22 protein-coding genes are annotated in these 24,328 nt (G+C 74.7%); 15 read left to right on the forward strand and 7 right to left on the reverse strand.

What is annotated here, in order from left to right; translation table 11 throughout:
• From ACLIYP_RS19235 to ACLIYP_RS19275, 9 genes are all read left to right on the forward strand, one after another.
• Positions 1 to 415: phosphoadenylyl-sulfate reductase (locus ACLIYP_RS19235; protein ID WP_412714375.1), on the forward strand; the 415-nt coding region annotated here is incomplete at its 5' end.
• A 47-nt stretch (positions 416 to 462) separates the two neighbouring features.
• On the forward strand, positions 463 to 1,065 hold the full coding sequence (gene cysC / locus ACLIYP_RS19240) for an adenylyl-sulfate kinase (protein WP_412714376.1): 603 nt from the start codon (positions 463 to 465) through the stop codon (positions 1,063 to 1,065).
• The gene (gene cysD, locus ACLIYP_RS19245) at positions 1,062 to 2,057 is read left to right on the forward strand and encodes a sulfate adenylyltransferase subunit CysD (RefSeq protein ID WP_412714377.1); all 996 of its coding nucleotides are present in this window, start codon (positions 1,062 to 1,064) and stop codon (positions 2,055 to 2,057) included. Before cysC ends, cysD begins: the two co-directional genes overlap by 4 nt.
• A 3-nt stretch (positions 2,058 to 2,060) precedes the next feature.
• Entirely contained in the window at positions 2,061 to 3,455 is a 1,395-nt protein-coding gene (locus ACLIYP_RS19250; RefSeq protein ID WP_412714378.1) for a sulfate adenylyltransferase subunit 1, read from the forward strand.
• Positions 3,443 to 3,571: a hypothetical protein gene (locus tag ACLIYP_RS19255; protein ID WP_093660142.1), complete on the forward strand. Its 129-nt coding sequence runs from the start codon at positions 3,443 to 3,445 to the stop codon at positions 3,569 to 3,571. The genes ACLIYP_RS19250 and ACLIYP_RS19255 overlap by 13 nt, the downstream gene beginning before the upstream one ends.
• Before the next feature lie 176 nt (positions 3,572 to 3,747).
• On the forward strand, positions 3,748 to 4,566 hold the full coding sequence (locus ACLIYP_RS19260; protein ID WP_412714379.1) for an ABC transporter ATP-binding protein: 819 nt from the start codon (positions 3,748 to 3,750) through the stop codon (positions 4,564 to 4,566).
• Positions 4,553 to 5,527, forward strand: a complete 975-nt coding sequence (locus ACLIYP_RS19265; RefSeq protein ID WP_412714380.1) for an ABC transporter permease — start codon at positions 4,553 to 4,555, stop codon at positions 5,525 to 5,527. Before ACLIYP_RS19260 ends, ACLIYP_RS19265 begins: the two co-directional genes overlap by 14 nt.
• Positions 5,524 to 6,339: a sirohydrochlorin chelatase gene (locus ACLIYP_RS19270; protein WP_412714381.1), complete on the forward strand. Its 816-nt coding sequence runs from the start codon at positions 5,524 to 5,526 to the stop codon at positions 6,337 to 6,339. Before ACLIYP_RS19265 ends, ACLIYP_RS19270 begins: the two co-directional genes overlap by 4 nt.
• An 81-nt stretch (positions 6,340 to 6,420) precedes the next feature.
• A complete protein-coding gene (locus ACLIYP_RS19275; protein WP_412714382.1) occupies positions 6,421 to 6,597 on the forward strand; it encodes a CsbD family protein in 177 nt (58 codons plus the stop codon).
• Between the two features lie 135 nt (positions 6,598 to 6,732).
• On the opposite strand, the gene ACLIYP_RS19280 is transcribed toward ACLIYP_RS19275, so the two are convergent.
• Positions 6,733 to 8,001 carry an SAV2148 family HEPN domain-containing protein gene (locus ACLIYP_RS19280; RefSeq protein WP_412714383.1) on the reverse strand — a complete coding sequence of 423 codons (1,269 nt, stop codon included), beginning with the start codon at positions 7,999 to 8,001 and terminating at the stop codon, positions 6,733 to 6,735.
• Positions 8,002 to 8,218: 217 nt separating this feature from the next.
• Between ACLIYP_RS19280 and glgX the strand changes: the two genes are divergently transcribed.
• From glgX to ACLIYP_RS19295, 3 genes are all read left to right on the forward strand, one after another.
• Positions 8,219 to 10,333, forward strand: coding sequence for a glycogen debranching protein GlgX (gene glgX / locus ACLIYP_RS19285; RefSeq protein ID WP_412714384.1), 2,115 nt, complete (start codon positions 8,219 to 8,221; stop codon positions 10,331 to 10,333).
• 126 nt (positions 10,334 to 10,459) lie between these two features.
• Positions 10,460 to 12,952: a malto-oligosyltrehalose synthase gene (gene treY / locus ACLIYP_RS19290; RefSeq protein ID WP_412714385.1), complete on the forward strand. Its 2,493-nt coding sequence runs from the start codon at positions 10,460 to 10,462 to the stop codon at positions 12,950 to 12,952.
• A 212-nt stretch (positions 12,953 to 13,164) separates the two neighbouring features.
• Complete coding sequence (locus tag ACLIYP_RS19295) at positions 13,165 to 14,286, forward strand: lytic polysaccharide monooxygenase (RefSeq protein WP_412714386.1); 1,122 nt, start codon at positions 13,165 to 13,167, stop codon at positions 14,284 to 14,286.
• A 40-nt stretch (positions 14,287 to 14,326) separates the two neighbouring features.
• Here ACLIYP_RS19295 and ACLIYP_RS19300 read toward each other — a convergent pair whose 3' ends face one another.
• Entirely contained in the window at positions 14,327 to 14,869 is a 543-nt protein-coding gene (locus ACLIYP_RS19300; protein ID WP_412714387.1) for an FHA domain-containing protein, read from the reverse strand.
• A gap of 251 nt (positions 14,870 to 15,120) precedes the next feature.
• On the opposite strand from ACLIYP_RS19300, the gene treZ reads away from it, so the two are divergent.
• Positions 15,121 to 16,860, forward strand: a complete 1,740-nt coding sequence (treZ, locus tag ACLIYP_RS19305; RefSeq protein ID WP_412714388.1) for a malto-oligosyltrehalose trehalohydrolase — start codon at positions 15,121 to 15,123, stop codon at positions 16,858 to 16,860.
• A 72-nt stretch (positions 16,861 to 16,932) separates the two neighbouring features.
• On the opposite strand, the gene ACLIYP_RS19310 is transcribed toward treZ, so the two are convergent.
• The 5 genes from ACLIYP_RS19310 to ACLIYP_RS19330 form a co-directional block, all read right to left on the reverse strand.
• On the reverse strand, positions 16,933 to 17,592 hold the full coding sequence (locus tag ACLIYP_RS19310) for a LysE family translocator (RefSeq protein WP_412714389.1): 660 nt from the start codon (positions 17,590 to 17,592) through the stop codon (positions 16,933 to 16,935).
• Between the two features lie 112 nt (positions 17,593 to 17,704).
• The gene (gene msrB / locus ACLIYP_RS19315) at positions 17,705 to 18,112 is read right to left on the reverse strand and encodes a peptide-methionine (R)-S-oxide reductase MsrB (protein ID WP_412714390.1); all 408 of its coding nucleotides are present in this window, start codon (positions 18,110 to 18,112) and stop codon (positions 17,705 to 17,707) included.
• Between the two features lie 10 nt (positions 18,113 to 18,122).
• A complete protein-coding gene (gene murC, locus ACLIYP_RS19320; RefSeq protein WP_412714391.1) occupies positions 18,123 to 19,535 on the reverse strand; it encodes a UDP-N-acetylmuramate--L-alanine ligase in 1,413 nt (470 codons plus the stop codon).
• A 277-nt stretch (positions 19,536 to 19,812) separates the two neighbouring features.
• Positions 19,813 to 20,295, reverse strand: a complete 483-nt coding sequence (locus ACLIYP_RS19325; protein ID WP_412714392.1) for an indole-3-glycerol phosphate synthase — start codon at positions 20,293 to 20,295, stop codon at positions 19,813 to 19,815.
• 140 nt (positions 20,296 to 20,435) lie between these two features.
• Positions 20,436 to 21,290, reverse strand: coding sequence for a pyrimidine reductase family protein (locus ACLIYP_RS19330; protein WP_412714393.1), 855 nt, complete (start codon positions 21,288 to 21,290; stop codon positions 20,436 to 20,438).
• A 141-nt stretch (positions 21,291 to 21,431) separates the two neighbouring features.
• On the opposite strand from ACLIYP_RS19330, the gene zapE reads away from it, so the two are divergent.
• Together zapE and ACLIYP_RS19340 are read left to right on the forward strand one after the other, a co-directional pair.
• On the forward strand, positions 21,432 to 22,499 hold the full coding sequence (gene zapE / locus ACLIYP_RS19335; protein WP_412714395.1) for a cell division protein ZapE: 1,068 nt from the start codon (positions 21,432 to 21,434) through the stop codon (positions 22,497 to 22,499).
• A gap of 244 nt (positions 22,500 to 22,743) precedes the next feature.
• A complete protein-coding gene (locus ACLIYP_RS19340) occupies positions 22,744 to 24,135 on the forward strand; it encodes an alkaline phosphatase PhoX (RefSeq protein ID WP_412714394.1) in 1,392 nt (463 codons plus the stop codon).
• The last annotated feature ends 193 nt before the right edge of the window (positions 24,136 to 24,328 follow it).

A 24,328-nucleotide genomic window follows, 5' to 3' on the forward strand; every position in this document is an offset into this window, starting at 1 on the left:
CCCGCGGCAGACCGTGGCCGAGCAGGACGCCGAGTACGGGCCGCGCCTGCACGACCGCGACCCCGACCTGTGCTGCGCGCTGCGCAAGGTCAGGCCGCTGGAGGAGGGCCTGCGCGGGTACGACGCCTGGGCCACCGGGCTGCGCCGCGACGAGTCCCCGACCCGGGCGGGGACTCCGGTCGTCGGCTGGGACGAGAGGCGGGGCAAGGTCAAGGTCTCGCCCATCGCACGCTGGACGCAGGGTGACGTGGACGCCTACGTTGCCGAGCACGGTGTCCTCACCAACCCTCTGCTGATGGACGGTTACCCCTCCATCGGGTGCGCGCCCTGCACTCGGCGGGTGCTGGAGGGCGAGGACGCCCGCTCCGGCCGCTGGGCCGGACGCGGCAAGACCGAGTGCGGACTGCATGGCTGATGGCGAACCCGAAGGCCGTACGGGCCCAGACAGTTGAGGAGCGTCAGATGAGCGGGGCGACCGCCTCCGGCACGGACAGAACCGGCAGTACCGGCAGTACCGACGGCACCGGCATCGGCACCGGGGCCACGATCTGGCTCACCGGTCTGCCCAGCGCGGGCAAGACCACGATCGCCCACGCGCTGGCCGGACGGCTGCGCGACGAGGGGCACCGGGTGGAGGTGCTGGACGGCGACGAGATCAGGGAGTTCCTCTCCGCCGGCCTGGGCTTCTCCCGCGAGGACCGCCACACCAACGTGCAGCGGATCGGCTTCGTCGCCGAACTGCTCGCCTCCAACGGGGTCAAGGCCCTGGTCCCGGTGATCGCGCCGTACGCCGACAGCCGCGAGGCGGTCCGCAAGCGCCACCAGGCGGAGGGCACGGCCTATCTGGAGGTGCACGTGGCCACGCCCGTGGACGTGTGCTCCGAGCGCGATGTGAAGGGGCTGTACGCCAGGCAGGCCGCGGGAGAGCTCTCCGGGCTGACCGGGGTTGACGACCCGTACGAGGCGCCGGCCGATCCGGACCTGCGGATCGAGGCGCACACCGAGCCGGTGGACGACTCCGCCGCCCGGCTGTACGCACTGCTCGCCGAGAGGGGACTGGCGTGACGACCTCGACCGAACCGACCACCGGGCCCGCGGCCGCGCCGGACCGGACCGCCGGGGCCCCCGGCGCCTCCGGGACCTCCGAGAGCTCCGGCGCGGCGTACGCGCTGAGCCATCTGGACGCGCTGGAGTCGGAGGCGGTGCACATCTTCCGCGAGGTGGCGGGCGAGTTCGAGCGGCCGGTGATCCTGTTCTCCGGCGGCAAGGACTCCATCGTGATGCTGCACCTGGCGCTGAAGGCCTTCGCCCCGGCTCCGGTGCCCTTCGCGCTGCTGCACGTGGACACCGGCCACAACTTCCCCGAGGTCATCGACTACCGCGACCGGGTGGTGGCCGAGCACCGGCTGCGCCTGCACGTCGCCTCGGTGCAGGAGTTCATCGACCGCGGCGAGCTGCGCGAGCGCCCGGACGGCACCCGCAACCCGCTGCAGACCGTGCCGCTGCTGCACGCCATCGAGACGAACCGCTTCGACGCGGTCTTCGGCGGCGGGCGGCGGGACGAGGAGAAGGCCCGCGCCAAGGAGCGGGTGTTCTCCCTGCGCGACGAGTTCGGCGGCTGGGACCCGCGCCGCCAGCGCCCCGAGCTGTGGCAGCTCTACAACGGCCGCCACGCGCCGGGCGAGCACGTGCGCGTCTTCCCGCTGTCCAACTGGACCGAGCTGGACGTGTGGCAGTACATCGCCCGGGAGAAGATCGAGCTGCCCGCCATCTACTACGCCCACACCCGCGAGGTCTTCAAGCGAGGCGGCATGTGGCTGGCGCCCGGCGCGTGGGGCGGCCCGAAGGACGGCGAGACGGTCCGGGAGCGCCAGGTGCGCTACCGCACCGTCGGCGACATGTCCTGTACCGGGGCGGTGGACTCCGACGCCACCACCATCGAGCAGGTCATAGCGGAGATCGCGGCCTCCCGGCTGACCGAGCGGGGCGCGACCCGGGCCGACGACAAGCTGTCGGAGGCCGCCATGGAGGACCGCAAGCGCGAAGGGTACTTCTGACCGATGACCACCGCTGCAACCACTTCCACAGCCGGTGCCGACGCCGCCGCCGACGCCACTGCCGCCGGCCGGCTGCTGCAGGACACCTCGCTGCTGCGCTTCGCCACCGCCGGGTCGGTGGACGACGGCAAGTCCACCCTGGTCGGGCGGCTGCTGCACGACTCCAAGTCCGTCCTGGCCGACCAGCTGGAGGCCGTCGAGCACGCCTCCCGCAGCCGCGGCGCCGCCGGCCCCGACCTGGCGCTGCTGACCGACGGGCTGCGCGCCGAGCGCGAGCAGGGCATCACCATCGACGTGGCCTACCGCTACTTCGCCACGCCGCGCCGCCGGTTCATCCTGGCCGACACCCCCGGCCACGTGCAGTACACCCGCAACATGGTCACCGGCGCCTCCACCGCCGAGCTGGCCATCATCCTGGTCGACGCCCGCAACGGCGTGGTCGAGCAGACCCGCCGCCACGCCGCGGTCGCCGCCCTGCTGCGCGTCCCCCACGTGGTGCTGGCCGTCAACAAGATGGACCTGGTCGGCTACTCCGAGCCCGTCTTCGCGCGGATCGCCGAGCAGTTCACCGCCTACGCCGCCTCGCTCGGCGTGCCGGAGATCACCGCCGTGCCCATCTCGGCGCTGGTCGGCGACAACGTGGTCACCCCGTCCGAGCACATGGACTGGTACAGCGGCCCCACCGTCCTGGAGCACCTGGAGACCGTCGAGGTCGACCACGACCCGGCCGGGGACGTGGCCCGCTTCCCCGTCCAGTACGTCATCCGCCCGCAGACCGCCGAGCACCCCGACTACCGCGGCTACGCCGGCCAGATCGCCTCCGGCGTGCTGCGCGTGGGCCGGCCGGTGACGGTGCTGCCCTCGGGCCGCACCTCGGTGATCGAGGGCATCGACCTGCTCGGCCAGTCGGTCCCGGCCGCCTGGGCCCCGCAGTCGGTCACCGTCCGCCTGGCGGACGACCTCGACGTCTCCCGCGGCGACCTGATCGTCCCCGCCGACGACGCCCCGGCCACCGCCCAGGACGTCACCGCCACCGTCTGCCACCTGCACGACACCCCGCTGCGGGTGGGGCAGCGGGTGCTGCTCAAGCACACCACCCGCACGGTCAAGGCGATCGTCAAGGAGATCGGCTCCCGGCTGACCCTGGACGACCTCTCGCACCACCCCGAGCCGGGCGAACTGGTGGCCAACGACATCGGCCGGGTGCGCATCCGCACCGCCGAACCGCTGCCGCTGGACCCCTACGCCCTCTCCCGCCGCACCGGCTCGTTCCTGCTGATCGACCCGGCCGACGGCTCCACCCTCACCGCCGGCATGTCCGGCGACGCCTTCACCGGGGCCGCCGGGCCGGTACGGGCCGCGGGCGACACCGCACAGGAGGACGGATGGGACTTCTGAGCGCGGCGGGCGCCGCCGTGCACGACGCCTTCTCCACCTTCGACCACACCGGCGGCCGGATCGGCAGCGGTGTCCGGGGCAGCGGGCAGGGCGGACTGGCGGGATGCCGCCGGTGACGCCCGACGCCCGGCCGCGCCACCCGCAGGTCCGGCACCTCCAGCACGACCCGTACGACCCGCGCCTCCGGGACGCCCCATATGTCCCCCGAGCGCGGCACGTCCCCGCCGCACACGCCGGCTCTCCCCCGCCGTAGCCGCCCGAACAGGGTGGCGAACCACGAGAGGACCCCGCTGTGTCCACCGAACTCGCCACCCCCGCCCCGGCGCCGTCCGTCACCGGTGCCGGGGCCGGGCGGACCCGCCCGTACGCGGTGCGGCTCGACCGCGTCTCGAAGTCCTTCGGCTCCTCCCCCCGCGCCCGCCAGCAGGTGCTGGACGGCATCGGCCTGACGGTGGCGCCCGGGGAGTTCGTCTGCCTGCTGGGCGCCTCCGGCTGCGGCAAGTCCACACTGCTGAACCTGGTGGCCGGACTGGACCACCCGACCTCCGGCGAGGTGCGGGTGCCGCACGGCCGGCCCGCGCTGATGTTCCAGGACCACGCGCTCTTCCCCTGGCTGAGCGCCGGCCGCAACGTGGAGCTGGCCCTGAAGCTGGCCGGGGTCCCCCGGGCCGAGCGGCGCGGCCGGGCCGAGGAGCTGCTGCGGCTGGTGCGGCTGCCGGACGCGTACGGCAAGCGGGTCCACCAGCTCTCCGGCGGGATGCGGCAGCGCGTGGCGCTGGCCCGCTCGCTGGCCCAGGGCAGCCGGGTGCTGCTGATGGACGAGCCCTTCGCCGCGCTGGACGCCATCACCCGCGACCTGCTCCACGAGGAGCTGACCCGGGTGTGGCGCGAGCGGGAGCTGACGGTGCTGTTCGTCACCCACAACGTGCGCGAGGCGGTACGGCTGGGCCAGCGGGTCGTGCTGCTGTCCTCGCGCCCGGGGCGCGTGGCGCGCGAGTGGGACGTGGACCTCCCCTACCCCCGCCGTATCGAGGACTCCGGAGTCACCTCCCTCGCCCGGGAGATCACCGGCCATCTGCACGAGGAGATCGTCCGACATGCCCGCCACTGACACCGAGGACTCCCGGCGGGGCCCCCGGCACGAGCCCTCCGGGTTCCCCGGGCCCCCCGGGCAGGACATCGGCAGGAATCCGGGCCGGGCCGCCGGCGGCGCGGGCGGTTCCGACGACTCCGACGAGATGGCGTCAGGTCTGGACGCCCTGGAGTCCCCCGTGTCCGCGACCGCCGCCACCTCGCGACGGCTGCTGGCCAAGGCCGCGCCGCCGCTGGCGGCCGTCGCCCTGGTGCTGGCCCTGTGGCAGGCGGCGTACGCGCTGAACTGGTCGGCGACGCTGCCCTCCCCCGCCGCCGTGTGGGGCGAACTGGCCGGCGCCTGGTCGGACGGCACCCTGCTGCCCTCCCTCGGCCACAGCCTGCTGCGCTGTCTGGTCGGCTTCGCCGCGTCCGCGGCCATCGGCGTCCCCCTGGGGCTGCTGCTCACCCGGACGGCACCGCTGCGCACGGTCCTGGGTCCCATCCTGTCCGCCGTGCAGTCGCTGCCGGCCGCCGCGCTGGTGCCGGTGGCGGTGATCGCGCTGGGCAACTCCGAGGGCGCGGTGTACGCCGTGGTGCTGCTGGGCGCGGTGCCCTCCATCGCCGTCGGGGTCACCGCCGCCGTCGACCAGATACCGCCGCTGCTGCTGCGGGCCGGCCGGTCGATGGGCGCCGGCGGGCTGCGCGGCGCCGTCCACGTCCTCGTCCCGGCCGCGCTGCCCGGCTTCGTGGCGGCGCTGCGGCAGGGCTGGACCTTCGGCTGGCGCGCCCTGATGACGGCCGAGCTGATCACCGCCACCCCCCTGCCCGGCATCGGCCGGATGCTGGACGCGGGCCGGCAGGGCGGCGAGCTGAGCCTGGTGCTGGCCTCGGTGGTGCTGATCCTGGCGGTCGGCGTGCTGGTGGAGTCGGCGCTGTTCTCGCCGGTGGAGCGCCGCGTGCTGCGCAGCCGCGGCCTGGCGTCGGCGACCGGGCGGTGAGCCGCACCGTGCGCGCCCTCCACGCCCCGGCCCCCCGCACCCCCGGCGACCGTCCCGCCCTGCTGGTCGTCGCGCACGGCAGCCGCGACCCGCGCCACGCGGCGACCGTGGCCGCGCCGTGCGCCAGGCTGCGCGGGCTGCGCCCGGAGCTGCGGGTCGAGGTGGGCCACCTGGACTTCAACGCCCCCTCGGTGCCGCAGGTGCTCGCCCGTCTCCACGCCGACGGCGTACGGCGGGCGGTGGCCCTGCCGCTGCTGCTCACCCGCGCCTTCCACGCCAAGGCCGACATCCCCGCGGTGCTGGGCGAGGCGGTGTCGCGGCTGCCGCGGCTGGCGGTGCACCAGGCCGACGTCCTGGGCCCGGACCGGCTGCTGACGGCCGCCCTGGAGCGGCGGCTGCGCGAGGCCGGGCTGCGGCCCGGCGACGAGCGCTCGACCGGGGTCGTCCTGGCCTCGGCGGGCTCCTCCGACCCGGAGGCGATCGCGGTGATCGCAGATATCGCGCGGGAGTGGCGGCACATCTCCGGTTGGTGTGCCGTGCGGCCCGCGTTCGCCTCCGCATCCCTTCCCCGCACCGCCGACGCGGTGCGGGAGCTGCGCGCGCGGGGGGCCCGGCGGGTGGCCGTCGCCCCGTACGTCGTCGCGCCCGGCTTCCTCCCCGACCGCATCGCCGCCGGCGCCCGCGAGGCGGGCGCGGACCTGCTGGCGCCGGTGCTGGGCGACGCGCCGGAGCTGGCCCTCCTGATGGCGCGGCGCTACGACCAGGCGCTGGTCCGGTGGGCCGGGCGCGTGAGCGTGCCCGCCGGCGCGTGATCCCGGCCGGGTTTCCCGCCGGCGGCCCCGGGTATCCGGAAAACCGACCTACAGGGCATTCCGGAAGGAAGTGACCAGGGTATGAGCGCCGCGGACAAGGCCAAGGCCAAGGCGGAGCAGGCGATCGGCCGGGCGAAGAAGAAGACCGGGCGCGCCACCGGCGACGCCGACCAGGCCGGCGAGGGACGCATCCAGGAGGCCAAGGGCAACGCCCGCCAGGCCAAGGAGAAGGGCAAGGACGTCCTCAAGGACGAGTGACCCGCCTCTCCTCCCAGCCCTTCGGGGGCGCCCCGGCCGGGGCGCCCCCGAAAAGTCAGGACGCCGTCTCCAGCAGCCTGGTGACCGTGCGCCGGTTGCGGCCGGTGACGGTCGGGAACCGGCCGCCGGTGACGGTCAGGACACCGGTCGGGAGTCGGCCCACACCGACTCCATCTCCTCCCGGTAGAGGTGGAACAGCCCGCCCTCGGCGCCCTCCCCCGGCGGGCCTCCCTGGACGGTCCCGCCCTGGAGGATGTCCCGGCCGCCGCCGCGCAGCACGAAGACCGGGGCCTCCATCCCCCGGATGCGGCGCAGGTAGGACTGGACCACCGCTATGCCGTCCGGCCCGTCGCCGTCCACGAGGTAGGCGGTGAAGCGCGGGGTCTCGTCGAAGACGTGGATCTGGAAGGCGCCGGCGTCCCGCAGCCGGGATCGCACCCGCCGCATGTGGAGGATGTTCATCTCCACCGAACGGCTCAGCTCGCCCTTCTTCAGCCCCAGCTCCCGCTCGCGGCGGCGCACCGCGCTGCTGGCCGGGTTGAGGAAGAGCAGCCGCACCCGGCAGCCGGACTCGGCCAGCCGCACCAGACGGCGCCCGGAGTAGTTCTGGACCAGCAGGTTCAGGCCTATGCCGATGGCGTCCAGCCGGCGCGCTCCGCCGAACAGGTCCTCGGCCGGGAGCTGGCGCTGCAGGCGCACCCGGTCCGGGTGGACGCCGACGACGTCGGCGAAGCGGTCGCCGACCAGCTCCTCCACCGCGTCCACCGGCAGCCGGTGGGCGGAGGGGATGTCGCGGCCGGCGCCCAGCAGGTCCAGCAGCCTGGCCGAGATCCGCTCGGCCTGGGCGAGGACGGCCGGGGACAGCGCGCGGTTGCGGGCCACCGCGCTGCGGGCGACCTCCAGCTCGTCCAGGGCCAGCTCCAGCTCGCGCCGCCCGTCGAAGTAGGGCTCGAAGCAGGGCCAGTGCTGCACCACCAGCTCGCGCATCTGCGGCAGGGTGAGGAAGGACAGCAGGGTGTCGTCGGCCGGGTCTAGCAGATAGCCCTTGCGGCGGCTGACCTCGCGTACGGCCGCGGCCCGCTGGACCCACTCCTGCCCGGTCGGGCCGGCCGCCGCCACGACCCACTCCTCGCCGTGCACCGGCTCGTAGATGGGCCGCAGCACCGCCGCGACCACGGCGCGCAGCCGCTGCTCGACGAGGTTGAGCCAGATGTAGGCCCGTCCCGCCCGCTGGGCGCGCAGCCGCACCTCGGCCCACTCCTCCGCGCCCCAGGCCAGATCGGCGCCGATCTCCATCGGCCGGGCCAGGGAGACCGTGCCGGGCGGCACCGCTCCGGGCGCCCCGGCGGCACCGCTCTCGCCGCCCCCGTCCCCCGAGGGGAGCTCAAGCCCTCCCGAGCCCACCTGTGCACCGCCTTCCGGACCTGCTGTTCGATCAAGGAGCCTACTGCCCTCCCGGGAGGGGATGCAGCAGTATCCCGCCACCAAGTTCCTTTGCCCGTACGCTCATCCGGGGGAAGATGGATGCTGTGCCCAGGCGGTGGCCGCCTCCCGCACCAGTACTGCGCAAGGATGCAGCGAAAACGGGTAACGGGTAGAGACCGCGACAGGAAGAGTCGACATGCAGGTCTGGCCTGGACGGGCTTATCCCCTCGGCGCCACGTACGACGGGGCCGGGACGAACTTCGCCGTGTTCTCGGAGGCGGCGGAGCGCATCGAGCTGTGCCTGCTGCACGACGACGGGTCGGAGACGGCGATCGAGCTGCGCGAGTCCGACGCGTTCGTGCGGCACGCCTACCTGCCGGGCGTCATGCCCGGCCAGCGCTACGGCTTCCGCGTGCACGGGCCGTACGAGCCGGAGAAGGGCAGGCGCTGCAACAGCGCGAAGCTGCTGCTGGACCCCTACGCCAGGGCGATGAGCGGCGCCATCGACTGGGACGAGGCGGTCTACGGCTACCACTTCGACGAACCCGAACGGCGCAACGACCTGGACTCCGCCCCGCACACCATGGCGTCGGTGGTGGTCAACCCCTACTTCGACTGGGGCGACGACCGGCCCCCGCGCACCGACTACCACCAGACGGTCATCTACGAAGCGCACGTCAAGGGCCTGACCATGCTCCATCCGGAGCTGCCCGAGGACCTGCGCGGCACCTACGCGGCCCTGGGCCACCCGGCGATCATCGAGCACCTGACGAGGCTGGGGGTGACCGCGCTGGAGCTGATGCCGGTCCACCAGTTCGTCACCGACCACCGGCTGGCCGACGCCGGGCTGGCGAACTACTGGGGCTACAACACCATCGGCTTCTTCGCCCCGCACAACGCCTACGCCTCCTGGGGCGACCGGGGCCAGCAGGTGCTGGAGTTCAAGCAGGCGGTCAAGGCGCTGCACCAGGCCGGGATCGAGGTCATCCTCGACGTGGTCTACAACCACACCGCCGAGGGCAACCACCTGGGGCCGACCCTGTCCTTCCGGGGCCTGGACAACGCCTCGTACTACCGGCTCACCGAGGACCCCCGGTACTACATGGACACCACCGGCACCGGCAACTCGCTGCTGATGCGCTCCCCGCACGTCCTGCAGCTGATCATGGACTCGCTGCGCTACTGGGTCACCGAGATGCACGTGGACGGCTTCCGCTTCGACCTGGCGGCCACCCTGGCCCGCCAGTTCCACGAGGTGGACCGGCTGTCGTCGTTCTTCGACCTGGTGCAGCAGGACCCGGTGGTCAGCCAGGTCAAGCTGATCGCCGAGCCCTGGGACGTGGGCGAGGGCGGCTACCAGGTGGGGAACTTCCCGCCGCTGTGGACGGAGTGGAACGGCCGCTACCGCGACACCGTGCGGGACCTGTGGCGGGGCGAGCCGCGCACCCTCGCGGAGTTCGCCTCCCGGCTGACCGGCTCCTCCGACCTGTACCAGGACGACGGGCGCCGCCCGCTGGCCTCGATCAACTTCGTCACCTGCCACGACGGCTTCACCCTGCACGACCTGGTGTCGTACAACGACAAGCACAACGAGGCCAACGGCGAGGGCAACCGGGACGGCGAGAGCCACAACCGCTCGTGGAACTGCGGGGTGGAGGGGGCCACGGACGACGAGGACGTCCTGGCCCTGCGGGGCCGGCAGATGCGCAACTTCATCGCCACCCTGCTGCTCTCCCAGGGCGTGCCGATGCTCTCCCACGGCGACGAGTTCGCCCGCACCCAGAAGGGCAACAACAACGCCTACTGCCAGGACGGCGAACTGTCCTGGGTGCACTGGCCCAAGACGGGCGAGAAGCATCCGCTGTGCGAGTTCGTGCAGGCCATGGTGGGGCTGCGCCGCGACCACCCGGCCTTCCGCCGGCGCCGCTTCTTCCACGGGCGGCCGGTGGAGGGCACCCACGACGAGCTCTCCGACATCGCCTGGTTCACGCCCGAGGGAGAGGAGATGACCCAGCGGGACTGGCAGGAGGCCCAGGCCAGGGCGCTGACGGTGTTCCTCAACGGCAACGCGATCTCCGAGCCCGGCGAGCGCGGCGAGCGGATCACCGACGACTCCTTCCTGCTGATGTTCAACGCGCAGCCGACCCCGCGCAAGTTCACCGTTCCGGCGGACCACGGGCGGGAGTGGCAGGTCGTGGTGGACACCTCGCGGGAGGACGGGGTGCCGCCGGGCACCGGCCCCATGGTGAGGGCGGGCTCCCGGATCACCCTGGTGGACCGCAGTCTGACGGTGCTCCAGCGTCCCGCCTGACCCGCCCGGCCCGCCTGGACCCGCCAGGTGCCGCGCCCGCGGCCGGCCCGGCGCGCCTCCCCCCGGGCGGGGGCGTCGCCCGACAGGCGGCGGGTTCGGCGGGCACCCGGAGGGAACATGCACCACATGTCCCCTCAGCCCCCTTCCGCGTCCGCCGCTTCCGCCGCCTCCGCCGCGCCGTCGGCGCCGCTCCCGCCCGCCGTGCCGACCGCCACCTACCGGCTCCAGCTCCAGCCCGGCTTCCCGTTCTCCGCCGCCGAGAAGGCCGTGCCGTACCTGGCCTCGCTCGGCATCTCGCACCTGCACCTGTCCCCGGTGCTGGAGGCCGCCCCCGGCTCCGCCCACGGCTACGACGTGACCGGGCACGCCCGGGTCCGCGAGGAGCTGGGCGGCGAGGAGGGGCTGCGGTCGCTGTCGCGCGCCGCACGGGAGCACGGCATGGGCGTCGTGGTGGACATCGTCCCCAACCACATGGGCGTCCCCGTCCCCGAACGGCTCAACGAGGCGCTGTGGGAGGTGCTGCGCGAGGGCCCCGCCTCGCCGTACGCGCGCTGGTTCGACATCGACTGGGAGGCGGGCGGCGGCCGCCTGCTGCTGCCGGTGCTGGGCGGGCGGCTGGGCGAGGAGCTGGGGGCGCTGTCGGTCAAGGGCGGCGTCCTGGCGTACCACGGCCACCGCTTCCCGCTGCGCGAGGGCACCGAGCACCTGCCGCTGCCCGAGCTGCTGGACGCCCAGCACTACCGGCTGGCCTGGTGGCGGCTGGCCCGCACCGAGCTGAACTACCGGCGCTTCTTCACCATCGCCGATCTGATCGGGGTGCGCGTGGAGGATCCGGAGGTCTTCGCCGCCACCCACGCGTGCGTGCTGCGGCTGCTGCGCGAGGGCGTGGTCCACGGCCTGCGGGTCGACCACCCGGACGGGCTGGCCGATCCGGGCGCGTACCTGCTGCGGCTGGAGGAGGAGAGCGGCCGAGCCTGGACGGTGGTGGAGAAGATCCTCGGCCCCCGCGAGCGGCTGCCGGTGTCCTGGCCGGTGGCCGGGACGACCGGGTACGACGCGCTGCACCACGTCGACGGCCTCTTCGTCGACCCGGACGGGCTGGCGGAGCTGGCCGCCGTCTACCGCGGCTTCACCGGCGCCGCGCCGGACCTGGGCGGCGAGTGGGGGCCGACCGTGCGGCGGGCCGCCCGGGAGGTGGTCGCCCACGACCTGGCCGCCGAGGTCGGGCGGCTGGCCCGCACCGCCGCCGCCGTGTGCGAGGCCGCCCCCGGTCTGGCGCTGCGCGACCACGCGCCCTGGGCGCTGCGCACCGCGATCGAGGAGGTGCTGGTGCGGGTGCCGGTGTACCGGCCGTACGTCACCGCGGGCGGCCCGGTGGGCGCGGAGGACCGGGCGATGCTGGAGGAGGCGGCCGAGGGCGCGCGGGCGGCGTTCGCGGTGCCGGAGGAGGCCGCGGCGGTGGACGTGGTGCGGGACCTGGCGCTGGGCCGGCTGGGGGACGGCGGGGCCCAGCGGGACTTCTGCGCGCGGTTCGCGCAGGTCTGCGCGGCTCTGCGGGCCAAGTCGGAGGAGGACACCGCCTTCTACCGCTACGCGCCGCTGCTGTCGGCCGCCGAGGTGGGCGGGGACCCGGGGAGCCCGCAGGTGGCCCCGGAGGAGTTCCACGCGTACTGCGCCCGCCTCCAGCGCGACTGGCCGGCCACCGGCACCGTGCTGTCCACGCACGACACCAAGCGCAGCGCGGACGTGCGGGCGGCGCTGGCGGTGCTGACCGAGTGCCCGCAGCGGTGGGCGGAGCTGCTGGAGCGGGTGACGCACGAGACGCTGCGCGCCTCCGGCGCGGAGGCCCCGGACCGCCATGTGGCGTGGGTGGCCTGGCAGACGGCGTACGGCATGGGCTTCCCCTACCAGGAGCGGCTGGTGCCCGCGCTGCTGAAGGCGGTGCGGGAGGCGGGGCTGCGCACGACGTGGACGGAGCCGGACGCGGCGTACGAGGAGGCCGTCGAGCGCTTCGCGGTGGCGGGGCCGGGCGGGCCGCCGCTGTACACGGTGGCGGAGTTCGCGCGGGGGCTGGCCGGTCCGGTGCGGGCCAACGTGCTCGGCGCGGCGCTGCTGCACCTGACCATGCCGGGCGTGCCGGACCTCTACATGGGCACCGAGCGGGTGTACACCGCGCTGGTCGATCCGGACAACCGGCGGCTGCCGGACTTCCCGCCCTTCCGCACGGGCGTGCCGGAGGAGACCGCGGAGGCCCGGGAGGAGGCCGCCGCCTGGCTGCCGGAGTCCCTGTCCGGGGAGAAGCGGGCCCTGACCGGGGCGGCGCTGCGACTGCGGCGGGAGCACCCGGCGTGGTTCGGCGCGTCGGCGTCGTACGAGCCGCTGCGGGCCTCCGGTCCGGCGGCCGGACACTGCGTGGCGTACGCGCGCTCGGGCGAGGTGGTGTGCGTCGCGACGCGGCTCTCACTGCGGCTGGCCGGTGCGGGCGGCTGGCGGGAGACCGCTCTGGAGCTGCCGCCGGGGCGGTGGCGGGACCTGCTGGGCGGCCGGGAGGCGGAGGGGAGCGTGGGGCTGGCGGAGCTGCTGGCCGAGCGGCCGGTGGCGCTGCTGGTGCGCGGCTGAGGGCGAGGCGCCGGGGTTCGCGGCGGCGCGCCGTCACCTCGGTTGCGCGGCCCCCTCGGTAGGGAATTTCCGTCGTGATGTGAACGGAGCATTTACACACGTCGGTCCCCGCGCTACCTTCACCGGAGATGGGAGCGCTCCCATCGGTTGCGGACCCACCCCCACACGTGCTTGAAGGGACCTCCGGCACGATGACATCACGCTTAGACGGCATGCCCGCCATGAATGGCATGTCCACACCAAAGACGAGCCGCCCCCGCAGAGGCGTCCTGCTGACGCTGCTGGCCGCGCTGCCGGCCCTGTGCCTGGTGTTCTTCCTCCCCCCGGGCAAGGCGCAGGCGCACGGCGCCCCCATGAACCCGGGCAGCCGCACCTACCTGTGCTGGGAGAACGCGCACACCTCCTCCGGCGCGCTCCAGCCGGACAACCCGGCCTGCCGGGCCGCCCTCGACCAGGGCGGGTCCACCCCGTTCTACAACTGGTTCGCCGTGCTCCGCTCCGACGGCGCCGGGCGCACCGAGGGCTTCATCCCCGACGGCCAGCTGTGCAGCGGCGGCACCGGCGGCCCGTACGACTTCACCGCCTTCAACCAGGCGCGCTCCGACTGGCCGTACACCCGGCTGACCTCCGGCGCCCAGATGCGGTTCGCCTACAACGCGTGGGCCGCCCACCCGGGCACCTTCCACCTCTACGTCACCAAGGACGGCTACGACCCGAACCAGCCACTGGGCTGGGACGACCTGGAGGACCGGCCCTTCGCCTCGGTGACCGACCCGCAGCTGTCCGGCTCGGTCGGCACCATCGACGGCAAGTACACCTGGACCAGCGCCCTCCCGGCGAACAAGAGCGGCCGCCACATCATCTACATGGTGTGGTCGCGCTCGGACAGCAACGAGACCTTCTACAGCTGCTCCGACGTCGTCTTCGACGGCGGCAACGGCGAGGTGGTCTTCCCCGGCACGGACGGCGGCGAGGACCCCGGCGACCCGGGCGAGGAGCCGACCGACCCCGGTGAGGAGCCCACCGACCCGGGTACGGCCTCCTGCGCCGCCGTCATCCGCAAGGTCAACGACTGGGGCAGCGGCCACCAGGGCGAGGTGACCGTCACCAACCGCGGTGACACGGTCCTGCGCGGCTGGACCGTCCACTTCGAACTGGCCTCCGGCCAGCGGGTGGACAGCCTGTGGAACGCCACACCCACCTACGACGGCGCCAACGTCTACGCCCAGAGCCAGCAGGGCTCGACCCTGGAACCGGGGCAGTCGGCGACCTTCGGCTACGTGGTGAACGGCGGAGCGGGCAACCCGTCCGCACCGCACTGCATGCCGCGCTGAGCACGGCACCCGCCCTCCACGGGCGTCCGGTGAGGGCGGGTCAGCGACTGCCGAGGCGGAAGCTGACCTGCCCGAACCGCACGTGATCGCCCGGACGCACGCTCACCGATCCGGTCACCCGGCGGCCGTTGACCCAGGTGCCGTTGGAGGAACCCAGATCGCGCAGTGTCCAACCCCGCGCCGAGCTGTGCAGCTGGGCGTGCGTCCGGGACACCGTCTCGTCGTTCAGCCGCAGCACCGAACCGGGCGCACGGCCGATGCTCATCGGGTACGGGCCGGGCGCGGGCAGCATCAGCTCCGGCAGCCGGGCCGTCTGCCAGGCCCGCCGCAGCCGGCCGGGCAGCGCCGAGACCGTGCCGACGAACCTGATGAGGGCCGGCTCCGGCGGCCGGGGGCGCAGATCGTGCACCGCCGCCTCGATCTCGTCGGACCGGCGCGCGGTCAGGAGCAGCTCCATCCGGTGCTCGAAGGTCCGGTGCGACACGCGGCCGGCGACCGCGCTCTCGCGCAGCAGCTCCATGGCCCGTTCCCGGTCCTCGTCCGACGGACGCGACGGGACCGCCCGGGACTCCGCAGATGCCATGACCCGTCATTCTCCGGACCCGCGCCGGGGCTGTCCAGCCCGCTCCCGGCGAGGGGCCCGGGCGCGGCAGCACGGGGCCGCACGAGGGCCGGGGCGGTCGCGGCGGCCGCCGACGCGGGCAGCACCCCGATGGCCGCCCACTTCGCCCGGGCCGGGTATCCGGTGGTGCGGCGCCGCGTCCGCATGGGCTGACACGCACCGGAGCGGGCATGCTGGAGCCCTGAGGTGCCGTCGGCCGAAGGAGATCCCCGGTGTTGTTCGAGGTGTGGGCGCCACAGGCGCGACGGGTCGCGCTGCACGCGGGGGGCGAGGAGCACCCCATGCGCCGCGACCCGGAGCGCGAGGGCTGGTGGCGGGCCGAGGCGTCCGCCGGGCACGGGACCCGCTACGGCTTCGCGGTCGACGACGGGCCCGTGCTGCCCGACCCCCGCGCCCGCCGGCTGCCCGACGGCCCCGACGGGCTCGCCGCGGTGGTGGACCAGGGAGCGTACGCCTGGCGGCACGACTGGCAGGGGCGCGACCTGGACGGCGCGGTCCTGTACGAGCTGCACGTCGGCACCTTCACCGAGGCCGGGACCTTCGACGCGGCGGCCGGACGGCTGGGCCATCTGGCCGACCTCGGCGTCACCCATGTCGAGCTGATGCCGGTCAGCCCCTTCCCCGGCACCCACGGCTGGGGCTACGACGGTGTGGCGCCCTGGGCGGTGCACGAGCCCTACGGCGGGCCCGAGGGTCTCAAGCGCTTCGTGGACGCCGCGCACGGCCACGGGCTGGGCGTGGTCCTGGACGTGGTCCACAACCACCTGGGCCCGTCGGGCAACCGGCTGCCGGAGTTCGGCCCGTACTTCACCGAACGCCACCACACCCCGTGGGGCTCGGCGGTCAACCTGGACGCGCCCGGCTCGGACGAGGTGCGCGCGTACTTCACCGGCAGCGCGCTGGCCCTCCTGCGCGACCACCGGCTGGACGGGCTGCGGCTGGACGCGGTGCACGCGCTGATCGACGAGCGGGCCGAGCACTTCCTGGCCGAGCTGTCGGCGGCCGTGGACGCCCTGTCGGCCGAGCTGGGGCGTCCGCTGTTCCTGATCGCCGAGTCCGACCGCAACGACCCGCGCACCACCGCGCCGCGCGGGGAGCACGGGCTGGGCCTGGACGCCCAGTGGGACGACGACATCCACCACGCCCTGCACACCGCGCTGACCGGTGAGGCGCAGGGCTACTACGCCGACTTCGCCCGCGCCCCGCTGGCGGCCCTGGCCAAGTCGCTGACCGGGGCGTTCTTCCACGACGGCACCTACTCCTCCTTCCGGGGCCGCCGCCACGGCCTGGCGGTGGACCGCACCGCCACCGAGGCGCGCCGCTTCGTCGCCTACGCCCAGACGCACGACCAGATCGGCAACCGGGCCCGGGGCGACCGGCTGGCCTCCCACCTCTCCCCCGGCCTGGCGGCCTGTGCGGCGGCGCTGGTGCTGTGCGGGCCGTACACGCCGATGCTGTTCATGGGCGAGGAGTGGGGGGCGCGCACCCCCTGGCAGTACTTCACCGACCACCAGGACCCGGAGCTGGCCGAGGCGGTACGGCGGGGGCGGCGGCGGGAGTTCGCCGCGCACGGCTGGTCGGAGGCGGACGTGCCGGATCCGCAGGACCCCGCCACCCGGCTGCGCTCCTGCCTGGACTGGGACGAGCCGCACCGCGAGCCGCACGCCGCCCTGCTGGCCTGGCACCGCGCGCTCATCGCGCTGCGCCGCGCCCATGTCTCGCCCCGCACCCGGCTGGTGGACGTCCACGTCGCCTATGACGAGGAGCGGCGCTGGCTGTGCATGCGCCACGGCGGGCTGCACGTGGCGGTGAACCTGGCCGAGGAGGGCACCGCCGAGATCCCCCTGTCGGTGCACACCGCCGCCGAGCTGGCCTCCTGGGGCGAGTGCGAGGCCCCCGAGGGCGACGGCCTGCTGCGGCTGGGCCCGCACTCGGCGGCGGTGCTGCGGTAGTCCGGCCGGTGGCCCGGCCGTGGTCCGGCCCGTGGCCCGGCACCCGCTCGGGGCCGGGCGCGGGAGGCGCGGTCAGCCCTCCAGTGCCATCCGCAGGCCCAGGGCTATCAGCACGCCGCCGGAGACCTGCTCCAGGCGGCGGCGTACGGCCGCGCGTTCGATCAGGCGCCGCATCCGGCCCACGCCCCACACGTAGCAGGCGTAGTAGCCGGTCTCGAAGAGCGCCCACACCGCCGCAAGCGCCACCATCGCGGGCAGTTGCGGGGCCCCGGCGGGGACGAACTGCGGCAGGAAGGACAGGGCGAAGACCGCGGCCTTGGGGTTGGCGAGGTTGAGGGCGAGGCCGGCCCGGTACGACCGCCACGCCGACTCCCGTACGGGCGCGGACGCGGGCTCGGGTGCGGGTGCGGACGCGGGCCCGTCGCCGCCCGCCACCGCCGCGCCCCGGGTCCGCCGGGCGGCGCGCAGCGCCTGGAGGCCGAAGACCACCAGCACAACCGCGCCCACCAGGCGCAGCGCGTCGTAGGCGAGCTGGGATGCGGCCAGCAGCGCGGTGAGCCCGAAGGCGGCCACCACGCCCCACACGAAGACCCCGGTCTCGTTGCCGAGGACCGTCGCCATGCCGTGCCGGTGGCCGATCAGCGACCGGCGGATGATCAGGACGGTGCTCGGCCCCGGGGAGGCCGCGATCAGCAGGCAGGCGCCCAGGAAGGGCAGCAGCGTCTGGTGCATGGCCGCCATCATCCGCCCGTCCGCGCCGGGCGCGGCGGCGGGGTGCCGCGTCCGGCCCTCCGGACCCCGCGGGCCCGGAGGGCGGTGCGGCGCGGGGCGCCGGTGGTGCCGGTCAGCCCTCCCCGGGCACGAGCTTCAGGGAGACGGAGTTGATGCAGTAGCGCTCGTCCGTCGGGGTCGGGTAGCCCTCGCCGCGGAAGACGTGGCCCAGGTGGGAGCCGCAGCGCGCGCAGCGCACCTCGGTGCGGACCATGCCGTGGGAGCGGTCCTCCAGCAGCTCGACGGCCGAGGAGTCGGCCGGGTCGAAGAAGCTGGGCCAGCCGCAGTGGGACTCGAACTTGGTGTCGGAGCGGAACAGTTCGGCCCCGCAGGCGCGGCACTGGTAGACGCCGGTGGTCTTGGTGTGGTTGTACTCACCGGTGAAGGCCGGCTCGGTGCCCGCCTCGCGCAGCACGTGGTACTCGGCGGGGCTGAGCTCCTGCCGCCACTGCTCCTCGCTCTTGTCGATCTCGTAACCCATGGGTGCCTCCTCAGTTCGCGGGGCGGGCGGCCAGCCGCTCCAGCACCGTCGCGCCGAGTTCGGTGACGTCGCCCGCTCCCATGGTGAGAACGAGATCGCCGGGCTCGGCCATTCCGGCGATCAGGGCCGCCGCGGCCCCCTTGTCGGACTCGGGCCGCACCCGCGCGCCCGCGGCCAGGGCCGCGTCGGTGATGACGGCGCTGGTGACGCCCGGGATCGGGTCCTCGCGCGCCGGGTAGATGTCCAGGACGACCGAGGCGTCGGCCAGCGCCAGCGCCTGCCCCATCTCCGCTCCCAGCTCCCGGGTGCGGCTGAACAGGTGCGGCTGGAAGAGGACCAGCACCCGGCCGCCGGCGGCCGCTCCCCGGATGGCCTCGATGTCGGCGGTCATCTCGGTGGGGTGGTGGGCGTAGGAGTCGATGACCCGCACCCCGCGCGCCTCGCCCTTGGGCTGGAGCCGGCGGTTGACGCCGGTGTAGGAGGCCAGCGCCGCGGCCAGGTCGCCGGCCGGGACGCCCAGCGCCGCTCCGGCGGCCAGGGCGGCGACGGCGTTGTGGGCGTAGTGGCGGCCGGGGACGGAGACGGTGAAGGTGTGCTGCGTGCCGTCGAGGACGGCGGTGACCTCGCTGGTCAGCCCCTGCGGGAGGACCTTGGCGACCCGTACGTCGGCGTCCTCGGCCTCGCCGTAGGTGGTGATCCGCAGGTCCCCGGCGCCTCGGGCGCGCAGGCGGGCGGTGAACTCGCGGGCGCCCTCGTGGTCGGCGCTGACCACCAGGGTGCCGCCGGGGCGGACGCGGCCGGCGAAGGTCAGGAACGACTCGTGGATCTCCTCCATCGAGGCGTAGTTGGCGTGGTGGTCCAGCTCCACGTTGAGGACGATCGCCACCTCGGGGGCGTACTTGTGGAAGCTGCGGTCGCTCTCGTCCGCCTCGGCGACGAAGATCTCCCCGCCGCCGTGGCGGGCGTTGGTGCCGGGGCCGTCGAGGTCGCCGCCGATGGCGTACGAGGGGTCCAGGCCCATCGCGTCCAGGGCGACGGCGAGCATCGAGGTGGTGGTCGTCTTGCCGTGGGTGCCGGCGACGGCGATGGGGCGCAGGCCCTCCATGAGGGCGGCCAGCGCGTCGGAGCGGTGCACCACGGGCACGCCGCGCTCGCGGGCGGCGGCCAGCTCGGGGTTGTCGTCGCGGATGGCGCTGGAGACGACGACGGCGGTGGCGTCGGCGGCGAGGTGGCCGGCGGCGTGGCCGATGTGGACGGTGGCTCCGAGGGCGCGCAGCGCCTCGGCGGTGGCGGACTCCCTGGCGTCGCTGCCCGCGACCTGCGCGCCGCGCTGGGCGAGGATCTTCGCGATGCCGGACATTCCGGCTCCGCCGATGCCGATGAAGTGCGGTCGTTCCATCGCGGTCGGCAGGCCGGGCGCCATGCGGTGTCCTTTCGAAGGGTGCTCCGGGCGGTGTGTCCGCCGGTGTCGTGTCCTGGAGGGCCCCGGGGTCCCGGGGGACCTGGGAGCCCGGAGGGTTGCGGGGTGCCCGTACGGCGGTGCGGCCGGGCCGCGCGCGCCGTCCGCGGGCACCCGGCCCCAGCCTATGCGAGCGGGCCGGGTGCCCGCGGACGGCGTGCGGCGGCGCACCGGGCCGGCGCTCCCGGAGGCCGGGGGCGGCCTCCGGGAGCGCCGGCCCGGTCTGCTCGCCCTGCTCGCCCTACTCGCCGTGGGCGAACAGCTTGAGCACGGGGACGCCGACCTTGTGGCGGGCGCGGGAGGCCCAGTCGCGGTGGAAGAACTCCTCCACCAGGTGCGGCGCGGTCAGCACGATCACCTCGTCGGCGCCCGTCTCCTCCACCACCGAGGTGAGCAGGTCCAGGGGGTGGTCCTGGACGATCTGGCCGACGGCCTCCGCCCCCGCCGCGCGCAGCGCGCCCAGCGAGTGCTCCAGTGCCCGTTCGGCCGGGGAGACCGGGCTGTCGGAACGGTCCTCCTCGTCGTCGCGCCCGGTGGCCTCGCGGACGGCGTCGTCCAGCTCGCCGAGCGCCACGTCGTCCAGGGCGCGCAGCAGCCGGTCCTGGTCGCCGCGCGGCTGCATGAGCACGACGAACGAGACGGGCTCGTCTCCGTGGAGCGTGGTGACGAGTTCGACGTCGGTGGGCACCAGCGGCTTCTCGATCATCAGTACGGACGTGAACACGGCAGGTGCCCTTCCTCCCGACGGGTCGGCGACCCGTACGACGACTATCCGGTCCCGCCCTGTTGCGGGACTGCACATTTCACTCTGCGCATCTCATTCTGTGCACGTCACACCTTGTCGGCGCAGACAAACAGATCCGGTCATTTCCGGATCGCCTCGCGGTGGCGGCGGTAGCGCGAGAAGAGGAACCCGTCCTCCTCCAGCAGGGATGTCAGCTCGTACTCCACGGGGGTCTCGAAGCCGGGGCCGTCCAGGATCCGCGCCGCGTTCCCCGCCGTGATCCGGGGGGAGACGGTCAGGCACAGCTCGTCCAGGACGCCGGCGGCCGCGAAACGGCCCAGCAGGCGCGGCCCGCCCTCGGTGAGCAGCCGGGTGTGGCCGTGCCCGGCCAGCAGGCCCGGCACCCGCGCCGGGTCCACCTCGGCGCCCTCCCCCGCGTGCACCACCACCGCGCCCGCCTCGCGCGCCGCCTCCTGGCGGCCGGCCGGGGCGGCGGCGCCGGTGAGCACGAGGGTGGGCACCAGCGGCTCGGTGAACAGCGGCAGGGAGAAGTCCAGGTCCAGGCTCGCGCTGACGACCGCGATGGCCGGGGCCGGCCCCTGCCCGGCGGCCTCGCGCCGGGCGGCGAACGCCTCGCGGCGGCGGGCCGGCCGGTACCCCTCCCGGCGTACCGTCTCGGCGCCGACGACCACGGCGTCCGCCAGGGCGCGCAGCACCCCGAAGATCCGCATGTCGGCGTCCGAGGACAGCGGCTGGGAGCGTCCGCCGTGGTGGGCGGCGCCGTCGAGGGAGGCGACCATGTTGCCGCGCAGCCAGGGCCGCGCGGCCTCCCCCGCCCCGTCGGCCCCCTCGGCCGTCGCGGCCGTCGCGGCGGGGTAGGCGTACGCGTCGGCGATCTCCTCGAGCGTCCAGGGGCGGTCGGCGGACGGCGGCTCCCGCCGTCCGGGGGCCGTGGGTTCCGCGGGGTGCTCGAAAGGGGGGAACAGGCGTCGCATACGGCGCAGTGTGGCACGTGCCACTGGCGTGTTTCGTGCCCCGCCACGCCACGTACAGTGATAAGGGTGTCGTCCTCTCCCGCCCAGAAGCCCGACCCGAACTCCGGACCGACGCGTCCGGCGGACGGCGAGAGCGCCCCGCTGTCCCTGTGCGCCCGCGAGCCGCACGTCCCCGCAGACCGGCTGGTCGCGGAGATGGTGCCGCCGCCGCGCTTCGACTCGGTGCGCTTCGACAACTACATCCCCGACCCGTCCCAGCCCAGCCAGTCCGAGGCGGTGAAGGTGCTGAGCGGCTTCGCGGACGGGCTCGGCGGGGAGCGGGCGGACGGCGAGGGCGGCGGCATCAGGCGCTGGTTCCGCCGCGGCGGGCGGCAGGCGGCGCCAGCCGGGCCGCGCGGGGTGTACCTCGACGGCGGTTACGGCGTCGGCAAGACCCATCTGCTGGCCTCTCTGTGGCACGCCACCGACGCCCCGCCCGAGCGCAAGGCGTTCGGCACGTTCGTGGAGCTGACCAACCTGGTGGGCGCGCTCGGCTTCCAGCAGACGGTGGCCACGCTCGGCGGGCACCGGCTGCTGTGCATCGACGAGTTCGAGCTGGACGACCCGGGCGACACCGTGCTGGTCTCCACCCTGCTGGGCCGTCTGGTCGAGGAGGGCGTGGCACTGGCGGCCACCTCCAACACCCTGCCCGGCAAGCTCGGCGAGGGCCGGTTCGCCGCCGCCGACTTCCTGCGGGAGATCCAGGGCCTGTCGGCGCACTTCCGCACGCTGCGCATCGACGGCGAGGACTACCGCCACCGCGGCCTGCCCGAGGCCCCGCCGCCGGCCGGCGACGACGCGGTGGCCGCCGCCGCGCACCGCACGCCCGGAGCCTCCCTCGACCACTTCCCCTCCCTCCTGGACCACCTCTCCCGGGTGCACCCCAGCCGCTACGGCGCGCTGTGCGACGGCGTGGAGGCGGTCTGCCTCACGGATGTCCAGCCGGTGCCCGATCAATCCACCGCGCTCCGCCTGGTGGTCCTGGCCGACCGGCTCTACGACCGCGAGGTGCCGGTGCTCGCCTCCGGGGTGCCGTTCGACCGGCTCTTCGGGGAGGACATGCTCAGGGGCGGCTACCGCAAGAAGTACTTCCGGGCGATATCCCGCCTCACCGCGCTCGCCCGCGACGCGCGGCGCCTGACCGGGGAGGGCGGCGGGGACGGGGCCTGACGGGAGCGGCGCCCGACCGCTCCGGGTCCCGGCGGAGGCAGGGCCGGCGGAAGCAGAACCCGGCGGGTGCGGCGGCCGAGTGCGGTGGCGGAGCCGGTCTCCCGGAAACGGCCGGATCCGTACGCCGGGAGGGTCGCGGCGCGGCACGGGCGGGTCCCGTCCGTGCCGCGCCTGGTTCCCGCCGAGCGGACAGCGTGGTACACACGACCGGGTCATCAACCTGTCCGCCAGCAGGGAGTTGCCCATGTCAGCAACGCGACGCCGGATCCTGGGAAGTGCCGCAGCCGTCGGAGCGGGGATCGCCTTCGCCGGATCCCTCTCCGAACTGTTCGCCGGTACGGACGCCGCCCACGCCGCCCCGGCCGGCGGCCGGGGCGGGTACGGCCCCCTCGTGCCCGACCCCGACGGCCTGCTCGACCTGCCGAAGGGTTTCCGCTACCGGGTGCTGTCGCGCGAGGGCGAACCCATGCTCTCGGGCCAGGGTCCGGTCCCCGGCAAGCACGACGGCATGACCGCCCTGCCCGGCCCGCGCCCCGGGCACGTACAGCTGGTGCGCAACCACGAGAACCGCCACAACGCCCCCCGCCGCGTCCCCGCCGTGCGCGGGCTGACGTACGACCCGCAGGGCATGGGCGGCTGCACCGTGCTGGAGCTCTCCGGCAGCGACCGCGTACTGGACGAGCGGGTGGGCATCGCGGGCACCGCGGTGAACTGCGCGGGCGGCCCGACCCCCTGGGGCACCTGGCTGACCTGCGAGGAGACCGAGGACAAGGCCGGCACCAACGGGTACACCAGGGACCACGGCTTCATCTTCGAGATCGGCCTGCGGCCCGGCCACCGCACCGTCCCCGAACCGCTGACCGCGATGGGCCGCTTCCAGCACGAGGCCATCGCCGTCGACCCCCGCGAGGGCGTGGTCTACGAGACCGAGGACGCCTTCGACCACCCCTTCGGCCTGTTCTACCGCTTCCTGCCGCACCGGCCCCGCGGCGGCTTCGACTCCCTGCGCGCGGGCGGGAGGCTGGAGGCCATGCGGGTGCCCGGCGTCCCCGACCTGTCGGCCGTGACCGAGCCGGGCACGCACTTCGACGGCGTCGAGTGGCTGCCGGTGCCCGACCCGCTGGCGAAGCAAACGCCCATCCGCCTGCAGGACTTCGGCCGCGGCGGCGTCACCCACGCGCAGAAGCTGGAGGGCTGCTACTGGGGCAGCCACCGGGGGCAGGGCGCGGTGTACTTCGTCTCCAGCTACGCGCGCAGCTCCGAGGGTTCGGCGGCCGACCACTTCGGCCAGGTGTGGCGGTACGAGCCGGGCCGCCGCCGGCTGACGCTGGCGGTGATCTTCGGACCGGACACCGGCGTGGACACCCCCGGGGAGTCGCCGGACAACATCTGCCTCGCCCCGGGCGGCGGTCTGATGGTCTGCGAGGACGGGGGCGGCGCCCAGCACGTCTACGGCCTCACCCGCCACGGCGAGATCTACGCCCTGGCGCGCAACGCCCAGAACACCGGCACCGCGCAGGAACCGGAGTACGGCGAGTTCGCGGGCGTCACCTTCTCGCCCGACCGCCGCACCATGTACGTCAACTGCTACGAGCCGGGGACCACGTTCGCCGTCACCGGGCCGTGGCGCCACTGACGGCGGCGCCGGGGGCCTGCGGGTGACGCCGGCTGCGGCTGCGGCTGCGGCGGGCGGTTGCCCGATCGGGTGTCACCCGGGCCGGGGGTGACGGTAGTCCGACAAGAGCAGCACCCCGCGCGATCGCGCCGGAACGCCGTTACGTTCCGATCATGACCGTCTCCGTGCGCCGTACCGCCCGTCCCCTGACCGC

This window comes from Streptomyces nanhaiensis (genome assembly GCF_046614825.1).
Taxonomy (GTDB): Bacteria; Actinomycetota; Actinomycetes; order Streptomycetales; family Streptomycetaceae; genus Streptomyces; species Streptomyces radiopugnans.